Origin of the sequence: Flagellimonas olearia (genome assembly GCF_004150225.1) — a bacterium.
Taxonomy (GTDB): domain Bacteria; phylum Bacteroidota; class Bacteroidia; order Flavobacteriales; family Flavobacteriaceae; genus Flagellimonas; species Flagellimonas olearia.
Genome location: NZ_ML142908.1, coordinates 336,382 through 349,508, shown reverse-complemented (window position 1 = coordinate 349,508; position 13,127 = coordinate 336,382). Strand labels below are relative to the sequence as shown.

Sequence of the window (13,127 nt, the reverse complement as noted above, 5' to 3'; positions counted from 1 at the left end):
CAAAACACCCTTTGTCGTACTTGTATAAATCTTAAACATAAAATCAAAAATGAGTAAAAGTGCAATGGCAAAACTCTGTGTTTTGCTTTTTGGGACCGGTGTGTCCTTTGCGCAGGTTTCAACTGTGCAAGACTCCCTGACCAAACAACCCATACAGTTGAATGAGGTTCTGGTTGAGGGGAAAAGTATGTCCGATCCCGTTTTTTCAACCTTTAAAAGTGAACCTGAGAAGAAGATCGTCCAATCCAAGAATGTGGCCGACCTTTTTAAGGACATCAATGGGTTTGCGTTGATCAAAAGAGGGAATTATGCTATAGACCCCTCGTTCAGGGCTTCACAATATGAGCAACTCAATGTCCAGTTCAATGGTGGTACCAAGGTGATGCATGCCTGTCCCAATAGAATGGACCCGATCACCACCCATGTGATTCCTGAAGAGATAGAACGTGTGGAAGTGGTCAAAGGACCCTATACCTTCAGGTATGGACCCACTTTTGGTGGCATTGTTAACTTGGTGACCCAAGAGGTGGAAAAACAGGAAAAAGGATATCACGGCAAAGTGAACTTTGGGGGTGAAAATAACGGCAATGCCATTACCAGTTTTGCCAATGTCAAGTATGTTGGGGAACAATTTGATGCCAATTTCAATTTCGGGTTCCGGGATTTTGGAAATTATGAAGATGGGGATGGAAATGAGGTGCCGTCGTCCTTCAAAAGCACCGATTATGGCATTCAGGTGGGGTATAACCCAACGGAAAACCAACGGATACAGTTGGGATTTAGACAATCTTTCGGACGGGATGTGCTGCATGCCGGATTACCCATGGACACCGAAATAGACGATAGCAATGTACTTTCCTTGGATTATAAATTGGACAATATTTCCAATGGATTAAAGACGTTGAACGCAAAAGTGTACCGTTCCAAGGTGGATCACGTTATGACCAATGAACTAAGGCCAACATTTATGATGATGGAAGCCGTATCTGAGGTGGATGCAACCACCTTGGGTGGTAGAATTGAATTGGAATGGAGACCCATGGAAAACTTTAAACTATATACTGGGGTAGATGCATTTTCCGTAGGGAGAACCGGGAATAGGACCCGCTTGGTAAAACGGAATATGATGACCGGGGAATTACTGCCAATGCCCGTGACGTTTACGGATGAGGTATGGCAAGATTCCCAAATAGATGACTATGGGGCATTTGTGGAGGGAAAATATCCCCTGTCCGAAAAGTTTTTGCTGAATATTGGGGCAAGGTATGATAGGGTACATTCCAAAATAGACGCGCCAGCAGATGATTTTGTCGCGGAATATCCCAATTTGGGAAGCCGTACGGAGCATAATGTAAGCACAACGGCTTCCGTGAAATATATGGCAACCTCCAATCTTTTGTTTGAATTGGCCTATGGCAGAGGGGTGCGTTCCGCGAACATGATTGAAAGATTCATCAATCATTTTACGGTAGGTCAGGATCCATACGAGTATGTGGGCAATCCCTATTTGGATGCCGAGGTGAACAATCAGTTTGAATTGGGAATGAAGGCGAAGACCAATTTCGATGGTTTTGCTTTCAACGGATTGGATTATGGCGCCTCGATCTATTATTCGATTTACGACAATTATATTGTTGCCGTGATAGATCCTACATTGGACAAGAAGTACATGCCCATGCAGGAACCCACCGAAGTGAAAAGGTTCAGTAATTTGGACAAAGCGTATAAAACAGGATTTGAGATTTACGGCGAATTGGCTTTTTTGAATGACTTTGCATTTAAGACAGAATTGTCCTATGTGTATGCCAAGAATCAAGATTTGGACGAGTCCCTTCCATTGACACCGCCTTTGGTGACGCGTATGAACCTTAGTTTTGAAAGGGAAAAAATATGGGCCAGGGCTACCTATACCTTAACCTCCAAACAAACGGATATTGCCTCCTCCTTCGGAGAGCGTACAACGGATGGTTACGGTGTTGTGGATTTAAGTTTTGGGGTGAAACCTTTTGAACACCTATCTATTGGTGTGGCCGCCTCTAACATTTTTGACGAGACCTATAATAACCACTTGAACTTTTCCTTTGTGAACCAAGCGGATTATGGTAGAGTGCCCATTAATGATCCAGGGAGAAACCTATCTGCATTTGTTCAATACAGCTTTTAGGTTGTAAAGTGAAAAAGGCGCCTTATAAGGCGCCTTTTTTAATGATTTGTCAGGATTATTTAAAGTCCTCGGGTGTCACCCCTTCATTGACTTTGATTTCCTTGACCAAGAACTCAAAATTCTGGGGACCCATTTCTTGGGTCAGTTTAAATGGAAACTTGATTCCGGATACATCTTGGTAATTGTCGTATCCCACGGTGTTCTGCATTTCTTGGCCCTGAACCTCCTCTATGGAGACTTCTTGGAGCTTAAGCCCGGTTTCCGTATCGTAAAAGGCCGATTTCTTATCGGTAATCTTTAATCGGTATGCTTTTCGGTCACCTACACGCTCTATCCCTTCCAAGTCAATGTTGCCAGCGGCCAGATAGTTCAGTTCTGGAAATGCCGCGGATTCTTCCTTGATCTTTTCCAATTCATTAGGGGATAGGTCTTTTCGTTGCCCTTGTACCACCATGTACCCTTTGTCTCCATCCAAAACCTGCTTCTGCATGGAATTGCCCATTACCTTTACATCTTGCATGAATTGGTCCTTGGTGGTTTTCTTCATTTCCAGTTCCAACACCATACCTTGCATTACGGCTTCGGCTACCATGGCATAGGATTCCACACCTTCCAATTTGGTCTTTCCTCCTATGGCGTCAATGTATTTCTCCAAGATGGTTTCAGCAGTTACTCCTTCCGGAACAGCTTCGTTATAATTGGGTTTTTCCACTTTGTTGGCATACTTGTCATAGTAAAGTACTGGGACATCTTTGCCCTTAAAGGAGACCTTTTCCAAGTTTTCCAGGACATCACTTCCTTTTCCAGTGACCACCACTCGGGCATTGGAGGTGGAAAAGTGTTTCTTGGCCGCATTTTGTATATCGGCAATGGAAACCGCATCAATGCGTTCCAGGTAGGTTTTGTAAAAATCTGAAGGGAGATCTTCGGTTTCAATGTTGAGGGCGTAGTTGGCAATGGTCGCCGGATTTTCCAATGCCATTACAAAGTTTCCAGCATAGAGAGCCTTGGTATTCGTCAATTCTTCTTGGGTTACCGGCTCCTGGATCATTTTATCGATTTCTTCCAAGATCTGGACCACCGAACTGTCCGTCACCGCATTACGGACTTGGGCATAGGCATCAAAACGCATGGGGCTGTATTTGTTGTCCCTGATGCCAGAATACGATCCGTACGTGTATCCTTTGTCTTCCCGCAGATTTTGGTACAGTCTGGCCTGGGACCCCCCGCCTAAGATCCTATTGGCCAAAAGCGAGGCCAGATAATCATCATCCTTCATTTTCAAGTGGGTGATGTTCTCCACGGCCACTTCAGATTGTACAGCGTTAGGAGTGTCCACAAAATTGATTTGGGTGTATTGCACATCCGTAGGGTCTGTATAGCTAAAGGATGGCGGCACCGCCTTGGACCATGGGGTAAAATACTGGGTAACGAGTTCTTTTACATTGTCAAACTCAACATCACCAATGACCACCAAATACGCATTGGCGGGCACAAAATAATTGCGATAGAACTGTTCCACATCGACCAAGGATACATTATTGACCGTCTCTTCGCTGGTGATTTCGCCAAAAGGATGGTTTTTGCCATAGGCAAGGGCCAGTTGAACCTGATTGGCTATCGCCGAAACATCTTTTTCCTGGGATTTGAGTCCGGTTAGGATACGATCTTTTTCTTTATCAAATTCCTCTTGCGTAAAGTTGGGGTTCAGTGATGCATCGGCCATAAGCTCCAGTATTCTGGGGAAATATTTGGAAAGGGAACTCGCAGAGGCACTTTGACTGCCCACACTGATGGAGGCTCCCAAGAAATCCACTTCTTCATAGAAATCATCCTTTGAAATGGTTTTGGACCCTTTTCCCATTAGGCTTGAAGTCAAATCGGAGACCCCGGCCTTGTCCCCTTGCAAAATAGGTGGATTGTCTATGGTCAGGTGGATGGATACTCGTGGTAATTTATGGTTTTCCACCACCATTACCTTAAGTCCGTTCATAAGCTCAAACCGGGCTGGTTCCTTCAAATTTATTTCAGGAGCGGGCCCTCTTTGAGGTTGTTTGGTGCGATCTATCTGTGCATGGGATACTGCCATAAAGAGGGACAGTACCGTTAATACGATATACTTTTTCATCTTAATTGGCGTCTTTTTGTTCTGGTAAATATTCAAGTTCCACCCGTTGGTTCACTTTCAGGTATTTTTTGGCAGCTTCCCTGATTTCTTCCCGGGTAATGGATCGGTAAATGTCAATTTCAGTGTTGATGAGGTTGGTGTTGCCACGCAACAAGTGATTTTCCGCCAGGGAATTGGCAATCCCTTCAACACTACTGTTGGCACTCACAAAATTGTTCTCGAACTTGTTCTGGAGTTTTTGATAGTCTTTTTCGGAAATCAAATCCGTTTGGATTTTCAAGATTTCGGCATCAATTCCATCCTTGATGTCTTGTATGGTGTTCTCCCCAACGGGCAATCCACCTACAAGGTAGGCGCCATAATCTTCGGCGTCAATGGGAAAGGAAAAAATCTGAAGGGCTTTTTTCTCCTCGTCCACCAATTTTTTGTAAAGTTTGGAACTTTCCCCGTCACTGAGGTAAGTGGATATCATGTTGATGACATAGGCATCCCTTTTAGCTTGCCCTGGAGTTCTATAGGCCAAGAATATGGCCGGAATTTGAATGTTCGGGTCATGATAGGTCGCCTGAATGGTAGTGGTGATAGGAGTATCCTCTATGTGCTTTCGTTGAATTTCGGCTCCTTTTGGGATAGGTCCAAAATAATCGGAGACCATTTTTTTGGTCTTGTTGATGTCGATATCACCAGCAATGACCAGTACGGCGTTGTTGGGCACATAAAAGGTTTTGTTGAAGTTCTTGAAATCGTCCAAGGTGGCACTCGCCAAGTGATCCAAGGACCCAATGACGCCCCAACGATACGGGTGTTCCACATAAAGATTTTTAAGCATCTGCTCAAAAAACGCCCCATAAGGGGAATTGTCCACGCGGAGGCGCCGTTCTTCCTGGACCACCTCCTTTTGGGTATCCACGCCTACTTGCCCTATGATGGGGTGCATCATCCGTTCGGATTCCAACCATAATCCAACTTCCAAGCTGTTGGAGGGGAAGGTCTCATAATAATAGGTGCGGTCCAAAAAAGTGTTCGCATTTCCCCGACCCCCATTGCTGGTCACAATTTTGTCCCATTCACCCTTAGGAATGTTTTGGGTACCTTCAAACAAAAGATGCTCGAAAAAATGGGCAAATCCTGTTTTTTGTGGGTCTTCGTCCTTAGATCCCACATGGTACATGACCGAAGTGGTCACCACCGGGGCAGTGTTGTCCTGATGTAGGATCACATGCAATCCGTTGTTTAGATCATACTCTTCAAAAGCTACCTCTTGCGCTGAAATGAAGTGGCCACTGACAAGTATGAAAAGTGCTGACAGCAGAAATCTTTCCATAATGTTTTATTTTATGTTGATGTAATCGATGAGGTTGGTATGGATTTTTTGATTGATGTTACGCTAAATATAGGATAAAATTTGAAAGTCAGATAAATATGACAGAAGTCTTTGGGGATAACAGTGGCATATGTCGTAAACATTCAGTAAATTAAACATCATTTCAAAACTAAAATGAGATGAAAAATTTAACACTTCCTATCCGTTATGGGATTGTCACCAGCGCCATCCTCATCGCCTATTTTTTGATTTTGTCCCTTATGGGGAAACATACCAATGTCTTTTATAGTCTCTTCAATGGTATTATTACCGGATTTGGCATTTATGAGACCATCAAATACACCAGGATAAGACAGGGTAAGGGTTTTAGCTATGGGAGTGGTTTCACGGCGGGCATAACCACAGGGTTTGTTGCATCGCTATTGTTTACCATTTTCTTTGCGTTCTACGCGACTGAACTCAACAGTCATTTTTTGGATGAGCTCTCCAAGGTCTGGGCCAAGGATTATAAAAATTTCCAAGGAATTGTTTTCTTCACGGTGGCCGTAATGGGTTTTGCCACCACCTTGGTTTTGACGCTGTCTTTCATGCAGCTCTTCAAATCTTCCAACAATCCCAAAAAATAATAGGGGAAAAGCTTTGGATTATACTTGTGGATTAAGGATTTAGCAGTATATTTGCACCCGCTAATTTAACAAAGCGAACCTAAATTAATTTTAATTAACGCATTATGTACGCAATAGTAGAGATGGCAGGGCAGCAATTTAAAGTTGCAAAAGACCAGAAAGTGTACGTTCACCGTTTGCAGGAAGAAGAAGGGAACAAAGTCGTTTTTGACAAAGTTCTTCTTTTGGAAGATGGAGGTAACGTTACCATTGGCGCCCCAGTCATAGAAGGTGCGGCTGTTGAGGCCAAAGTTGTAAAACACCTTAAAGGTGATAAAGTGATCGTCTTTAAAAAGAAAAGACGTAAAGGATACCAAAAGAAAAATGGTCACAGACAATATTTGACCGAGATCGTTGTTGAAGGTATCGTGGCCAAAGGTGCCAAGAAAGCTGCTCCTGCCAAGGCCAAGGCTGATGAAAAACCAGCTGCCGAGCCCAAGAAAGTAGAGGCTAAAAAAGCAGCAGCTCCCAAAAAGGAAGCTCCAAAGGCAACCGAGGATTTAAGCTCCAAAACAGTAGCTGAATTGAGGGATTTGGCAAAAGCCAAAGACATTACCGGATATTCTTCCATGAAGAAAGCCGAGTTGATCGAAGCGTTAAGCAAATAAAAGAATAGAACTAAAATTTAGATATCATGGCTCACAAGAAAGGTGTAGGTAGTTCAAAAAACGGTAGAGAATCAGAATCGAAACGCTTAGGGGTTAAGATTTTTGGTGGTCAGGCCGCTGTAGCCGGTAACATCATTGTAAGACAACGTGGTACCAAGCACAACCCTGGTGACAATGTTTATGCCGGAAAAGATCATACCTTGCATGCCAAGGTAGACGGCATTGTTAAGTTTGAAAAGAAAACTGGAGGAAAATCTTTTGTTTCCATAGAGCCTTTTCAAGCATAAGAACCACCGTTTTAAACGATTAAAATAAGGCCCCGCAAAGCGGGGCCTTATTTTTTTACCCTTCCTTCAACTTATTTTTTAATGGTTTAATAACCTAATGGTGATATGTGACCAACAGTAATTGATTTTATTGTCCCTTCTTAATTTGGGTCACGTTCCATGAAAGCAAATTTTGGCGCCTTTTGTACATTGGTCTTGGGGATAGCTCTTATCCACACAAAAGGTCTGGGGCAAGAATTCCAAACCGATTTCAGCCCAACACAAACCTCCGACTCCATTTTTCTGGTACTTCAAAAAAGGTTGGAAGCTTCCAAAAAACGTCCCGATCAACCTAGGGAAATTGTACAAAGCCACATTGGATTGGGAGAGTATTACCATACTTTAGGATTGTATTCAGAGGCCATGGATCAATACAATGGTGCTTTGGAACAAATGGGGACCGCCCTTTCGGACACGCTCTATATCACACTGAATAACAACATTGGAAGGGTCTATCTTTCCCTAAACAATTTTGAACTGGCCGAGCAACATTTCACGGATACCATGAACCGCTCCTTGGAGCTTAATTATAGCATAGGCCAGGCCAATTCCATGGCCCTTTTGGGTGCTTGCTATGAAAAGCAGGGAGAATATGACAAGGCCTTGGCCTACCAAAAAGAAAGCCTTTTGCTGTTTGAACAGCTAGGGGATAGGCATGGCGTCGCTATCACCAATGAGAATATCGGCAGCATTTATGAGGATTTGGAACAGTTTGATGTGGCCCATCAATATTTTGATAAGTCATACGGCTATGTGAAGGGTTCCGAAACGATGGAGGAGGTAAACGTACTCAATAATCTGGGGGATTCATTTCGGAAAACGGGGGACTATGATTCGGCATTGATACATACCCAAAAAGCCTTGGAGATTGCGCAAAAGCTCAACGACCTCCATCAGTTGGAAAGTGCCCATAAAGATCTTTCCAAGACCTATGCACTCATGGGGAATTTTGAAAAGGCCCACGCGGAACTGATACAATCGGAAAGGTACAGCAGTGCCATGCTCATGGCGCAAAACACCAATCAGCTCAATGTGCTGCAAACCATTTACGAGACCAATAAAAAAGAGGCCGAAATACAGTTGTTGAAGGAGCAGAACAAGGTAAGTGCGGCCAATCAGAACCTATTATGGGTGGCCTTGTTTGCCATTGCCGCCATTCTAACAATCCTATACAACTATCTGGGCAGAAAGCGAAAGGCGAAAATAAAGATACAGGAGTATAAGCAGCGGATGCTCAAGGCAGAACTGGATAAAAAGGCCATAGAGGAAAGGAATTTGCAACGCGAAGTACAGCTAAAGACCGCATCCCTGTCCCGGTACAGTCTTCACCTATCTCAGAAGAACAAAATCTTACTTGATTTGGCCAATACGTTGAGAAACATTGCTTCACGAAGGAATATGGACACTTCGGAAAAAATAAAAAGCTTGGTCAAGGAAATCGATTTTAACCTGCAACAGGAGCACGAGTGGGATGAGTTCATGAATTTTTTCAAGGAGATTCACCCAGAGTTTATCAAAAAACTCTCAACCATGTCCCAAGACAACCTTTCCCCGGCGGAGCTACGGTTGGGGATGCTGCTGAGATTGAACCTGACCTCCAAGGAAATTGCATCCATCTTGCGGGTTACCCCGGACAGTGTTCGGGTGGCTCGCCATAGACTTCGGAAAAAACTTCCCATAGACCAAAAAGAGGAACTGGTAAACTTTATGATAGAACTTTGACCTCTTTTGGACCCCACTTTTTAGAAAAGGTTAGCCCCATGTAAAAAAAATGTAATTGTTGCCCTGTTGTTTATGCCTGTTTTCCTTTTTGTTTCCCTTTTGTTTCCCTTTAATTTAAATCATAATGAGTTGATATACATAGTTTTGGACAACAAATCAATGTAATTCAAAAATCAACTGATGAACCTAACAAAACTCTTTTTTGTAACGCTGTTTTTGGCCTTTGGAGCTCTTTCGGCACAAGCACAAACAGGTAATATTCAGGGAACTATTACCGACGAAAATGGTATTTATGTTCCCGGCGCCAATGTTTATATAGCTTCCATTTCTAAAGGAGCTATTTCCAATTTTGATGGAAAATTTACCCTTGTTGGCATTGCTGAAGGGACGTATACCCTATCCATTACTTATATGGGATATTCCGATGTGGAACAACAAGTGACTGTGACTGCCGGGCAAACGAGTACGGCAAGCATTGTATTGAACCCTTCCAATGTGGAGTTGGATGAAGTACAAGTGAGTGCCTACGGATTAAGTGGACAGTCCAAAGCCTTGAATACCCAAAAGAACAATATGAACATTACCAACGTGGTCTCCACGGACCAAATTGGAAAATTTCCCGATGCCAATATCGGTGATGCCGTAAAGCGGATCCCTGGAATTACCATGCAGGTGGACCAAGGGGAAGCCCGTAACATTATTGTTCGTGGTCTGTCACCACAATTGAACTCCGTGACCTTGAACGGTAGCCGGATTCCTTCCGCGGAAGCGGATAACCGAAATATTCAGATGGACTTGATTCCTTCGGATATGATCCAAACCATTGAGGTGAACAAGGCGGTTACCCCGGATATGGATGCCGATGCCTTGGGGGGTTCGGTAAACTTGGTTACCAGAACCGCTCCACAAGGGTTTCGGGTTTCAGCTACGGCCGGATCGGGAGTCAACTTTATTACCGATAAAAGAATTTGGAACGGATCTATCTTGGTAGGGGACCGTACCAACGACGGAAAATTTGGATGGATGCTTTCTGCCACCATCAACGATAACGACTTTGGCTCCGATAATATTGAAGCGGAGTGGGACAACGAATTTGAGTACAATACCGGTGCTGAAGATGAAGAGGGAGAGCCTATTTTGGAAGAAATGGAAGTAAACCCCTATACCAATGTTACCGAGCAGCGTACTTACTTGGTGCAACGGGTAAGAAGAAGTTTCTCTGCCAATTTGGACTATCAAATCAATGCAAACCACAACATCTTCCTAAAAACCATGTACAACTGGCGCGATGATCGGGAGAACCGTTTCCGATTGGAGCATGAGATTTTGGATGGAGAAGATATCGAAGTAGGTGATTTTACCTTGAACAATGGAACATTGACCCGTTTCCCAGTGGAAGTCAAGAGGCAGTCCAAAGGTGGAGTTGCCGGGGGTAGGAACAACAATGCCCGTTTGGAAGATCAGCGTATGCAAAATTATACTTTGGGAGGTAACCACTTGTTTGGAGTGCTCAAAGTGGATTGGATGGCAGCTTATGCCAAGGCCTCCGAGGAACGTTTGAACGAGCGATATGCCGAATATGAGACCGAGTATATCATCAATAATGACAATAGCAACCCAAAATATCCCGTTATGACGGCCGCTGACCCGAATGACTTCAACAACTTGGGCGGGTTTGAATTTGGAGAGATTACTAACGAAAACCAATATACCGAAGAGGAAGATGTAAACTTCTTTGCGAATTTTGAGCTTCCGGCTGATTTCTTTGGGAATGGGGGAACATTGAAATTTGGTGCAAGGGGTAGATTTAAATCAAAATTGAGGAACAACGATTTCTTTGAATATGATTTGGAAGATCTATACCCGACCTTGGCCGATGTTCCGGTAAAATCTTATACCAATGCCGACTTTTTGGCGGGAGAAAAATACCAAGCGGGTACTTTTGCCAGCGAGGAGTGGTTGGGTTCTTTGGATTTGAACAGCTCCAATGGAGAAGCGGTTCAGGATGAATACCTTCCGGGAAATTTTGACATCAAGGAAGATGTTTGGGCAGGTTATGCCATGGTGAACCAAAAATTGACCGATAAGTTGAGCGTTCTAGCGGGACTTAGGATAGAAAACACCAAACTGGAAACCCAAGGTAACCGAGTGGTTTATATTGAAGAGGACGAGGATGCCGGAATCGAGGAAGGGATCGAGGTACAAGCCGTTTCTGATGAGAACTCTTATACAAACCTATTGCCAGGGGTCCACTTTAAGTACGATTTGGACAACAGTATGGTACTGCGATTTGCTTGGACCAACACTTTGGCACGTCCTAATTACCAGGACATGATTCCAAGGGCCGAAATCATTTATGAAGATAGTGAGGTGGTAGTGGGGAACCCCGATTTGGACCCAACGACCTCCATGAACTTCGACTTAAATGCGGAGCATTATTTTGAAAGTGTCGGGATAATATCCGGAGGTGTTTTCTATAAAGAAATCAAGGACTTTATCTATACTTTCATTACTGAAGCACCAAACGATGCATACGGTGCAGGAACGGCAGGATATGATGTGTTCCAGCCGTTGAATGGGGATTCTGCTTCCATTTTTGGGGCCGAGGTATCTTTCCAGAGACAGTTGGATTTCTTGCCCGGGTTTGCACGCAATTTCAGTATTTATCTGAACTATACCTACTTGACCTCCAGTGCGGATGGTATCCGTAACGAAGATGGGGACGAGCGTACCGATTTGGATCTGCCCAATACTGCTCCAAACATGTTCAATGGTTCTTTGGGGTATGCCGACAAGCGTTTTAGTGCAAGATTGTCCGCTAACTTCTCCGATTCTTACATAGATGAGATAGGAGGCAACGCCTTTGAAGACAGGTATTATGATACCCAGTTCTTCTTGGATTTTAATGCCAGCTACGCCATCAACAGTAATTTGAGATTGTACGCCGACGTAAATAACATCACCAATCAGCCTTTGCGCTATTTCCAAGGCGTAAAGGATAGAACCCAACAAATGGAGTTCTACGATATTCGATTCACTTTTGGATTGAAGTACGATTTGTTCAAAAAATAATTTCAGCAGCTAGTATTATTTTGAACAATGTCATGGCGAGTGCCTGTCCTACATTTGGGCAGGCGCTCCAAATGACGAATTTTTTTAAATTATTCTTATGAAAAAAATCTATATACCCTTTCTACTGGTATTGGGCATGGTTTCCTGTAAACAAGGGAGTAAGCTCCCAGCCATAGCGCCGGACATTATCACAGAAAAGACCCCGAACGATACCGATGACCCCGCCATTTGGGTCAATCCCGATGATGCTTCAAAAAGTATTGTTTTTGGAACGGATAAAGAGACCAACGGAGGCATTTACGCCTTTGACCTCAATGGAAAGATCATTGAAGAAAAGTCCATCAAAAATATCCAAAGACCCAACAATGTGGATTTGGAATACGGCTTTCAGTTGAACGATTCCGTTGCTGTGGACGTAATTGCTTTCACGGAAAGGGAAAAACAACAAATAAGATTGTTTTCCGTACCGGATATGAAGCCACTTGATGGTGGAGGTTTCCCCGTTTTTGAAGACGAATCAAATATGGAACAACGTCTGGCTATGGGTATCAGTTTGTACAAATCACCAAAAGATTCATCCGTATATGCCATTGTTGGGAGAAAGACAGGGCCAAGCGGCACGTACTTGTACCAATATAAATTTGAATCGGATAGCACGGGAGTTTCAGCCCAATTGGTGCGCAAGTTCGGGAGCTTTACAGGAGGAAAGGAAATTGAGGCCATTGCCGTGGACAACGAAATGGGCTACGTATATTATTCCGATGAGGGCGAATGCGTTAAAAAGTATTACGCAGAACCCAGTATGGGCAATGAAGAATTGGCCTGCTTTGGCGGAGAACATTTTTTGGAAGATATCGAGGGGATTGCCATTGCAAGGTACCCCAACGGGGAGGGGTATATTATTGTATCTGACCAGCAACGTGGACAGTTCAATATCTTCTCCAGAAAGGACAATAGCTTTATCAAGGCCATAAACCTATCCACCACAGAGACCGATGGTTGTGATGTGGTTACCGTGCCGTTGAACGATACCTTTCCAAATGGTCTTTTTGCTGCAATGAACGACCAAAAGGACTTCTATTTTTACGATTTGGACAAAGCGTTGGACCTGGAATAAA

The 13,127-nt window shown here is 43.7% G+C and carries 9 protein-coding genes; 7 read left to right on the top strand and 2 right to left on the bottom strand.

All coding sequences use genetic code 11. The annotated features are described in order from the left end of the window. Nucleotides 1–49: 49 nt before the first annotated feature. Nucleotides 50–2,164, top strand: a complete 2,115-nt coding sequence (locus DN53_RS06800) for a TonB-dependent receptor domain-containing protein (protein ID WP_242502085.1) — start codon at nt 50–52, stop codon at nt 2,162–2,164. A 55-nt stretch (nt 2,165–2,219) separates the two neighbouring features. Here the strand turns inward: DN53_RS06800 and DN53_RS06795 are convergent, their stop codons facing one another. After that, nucleotides 2,220–4,292: a M16 family metallopeptidase gene (locus DN53_RS06795; protein WP_129653639.1), complete on the bottom strand. Its 2,073-nt coding sequence runs from the start codon at nt 4,290–4,292 to the stop codon at nt 2,220–2,222. 1 nt (nt 4,293) lies between these two features. After that, complete coding sequence (locus DN53_RS06790; RefSeq protein WP_129653638.1) at nt 4,294–5,616, bottom strand: M16 family metallopeptidase; 1,323 nt, start codon at nt 5,614–5,616, stop codon at nt 4,294–4,296. Between the two features lie 179 nt (nt 5,617–5,795). On the opposite strand from DN53_RS06790, the gene DN53_RS06785 reads away from it, so the two are divergent. The 6 genes from DN53_RS06785 to DN53_RS06760 all read left to right on the top strand — a co-directional run bounded on the left by DN53_RS06785 (nt 5,796) and on the right by DN53_RS06760 (nt 13,126). Next, complete coding sequence (locus DN53_RS06785; RefSeq protein WP_129653637.1) at nt 5,796–6,242, top strand: DUF4199 domain-containing protein; 447 nt, start codon at nt 5,796–5,798, stop codon at nt 6,240–6,242. A gap of 104 nt (nt 6,243–6,346) precedes the next feature. Continuing rightward, the gene (gene rplU, locus DN53_RS06780; RefSeq protein WP_129653636.1) at nt 6,347–6,889 is read left to right on the top strand and encodes a 50S ribosomal protein L21; all 543 of its coding nucleotides are present in this window, start codon (nt 6,347–6,349) and stop codon (nt 6,887–6,889) included. Between the two features lie 26 nt (nt 6,890–6,915). Further along, nucleotides 6,916–7,176, top strand: coding sequence for a 50S ribosomal protein L27 (gene rpmA / locus DN53_RS06775; RefSeq protein WP_090291918.1), 261 nt, complete (start codon nt 6,916–6,918; stop codon nt 7,174–7,176). A gap of 159 nt (nt 7,177–7,335) precedes the next feature. Further along, the gene (locus tag DN53_RS06770) at nt 7,336–8,937 is read left to right on the top strand and encodes a tetratricopeptide repeat protein (RefSeq protein ID WP_129653635.1); all 1,602 of its coding nucleotides are present in this window, start codon (nt 7,336–7,338) and stop codon (nt 8,935–8,937) included. A gap of 180 nt (nt 8,938–9,117) precedes the next feature. Beyond that, nucleotides 9,118–12,009: a TonB-dependent receptor gene (locus DN53_RS06765; protein WP_129653634.1), complete on the top strand. Its 2,892-nt coding sequence runs from the start codon at nt 9,118–9,120 to the stop codon at nt 12,007–12,009. A 97-nt stretch (nt 12,010–12,106) separates the two neighbouring features. Then, entirely contained in the window at nt 12,107–13,126 is a 1,020-nt protein-coding gene (locus DN53_RS06760; RefSeq protein ID WP_129653633.1) for a phytase, read from the top strand. Nucleotide 13,127 lies beyond the last annotated feature (1 nt).

What these genes read in the sequence shown, in the direction of transcription:
- DN53_RS06800 (WP_242502085.1), top strand. Translation starts at nt 50, where the DNA reads ATGAGTAAAAGTGCAATGGCAAAACTCTGTGTTTTGCTTTTTGGGACC.
- DN53_RS06795 (WP_129653639.1), bottom strand. Translation starts at nt 4,292, where the DNA reads ATGAAAAAGTATATCGTATTAACGGTACTGTCCCTCTTTATGGCAGTA.
- DN53_RS06790 (WP_129653638.1), bottom strand. Translation starts at nt 5,616, where the DNA reads ATGGAAAGATTTCTGCTGTCAGCACTTTTCATACTTGTCAGTGGCCAC.
- DN53_RS06785 (WP_129653637.1), top strand. Translation starts at nt 5,796, where the DNA reads ATGAAAAATTTAACACTTCCTATCCGTTATGGGATTGTCACCAGCGCC.
- rplU (WP_129653636.1), top strand. Translation starts at nt 6,347, where the DNA reads ATGTACGCAATAGTAGAGATGGCAGGGCAGCAATTTAAAGTTGCAAAA.
- rpmA (WP_090291918.1), top strand. Translation starts at nt 6,916, where the DNA reads ATGGCTCACAAGAAAGGTGTAGGTAGTTCAAAAAACGGTAGAGAATCA.
- DN53_RS06770 (WP_129653635.1), top strand. Translation starts at nt 7,336, where the DNA reads ATGAAAGCAAATTTTGGCGCCTTTTGTACATTGGTCTTGGGGATAGCT.
- DN53_RS06765 (WP_129653634.1), top strand. Translation starts at nt 9,118, where the DNA reads ATGAACCTAACAAAACTCTTTTTTGTAACGCTGTTTTTGGCCTTTGGA.
- DN53_RS06760 (WP_129653633.1), top strand. Translation starts at nt 12,107, where the DNA reads ATGAAAAAAATCTATATACCCTTTCTACTGGTATTGGGCATGGTTTCC.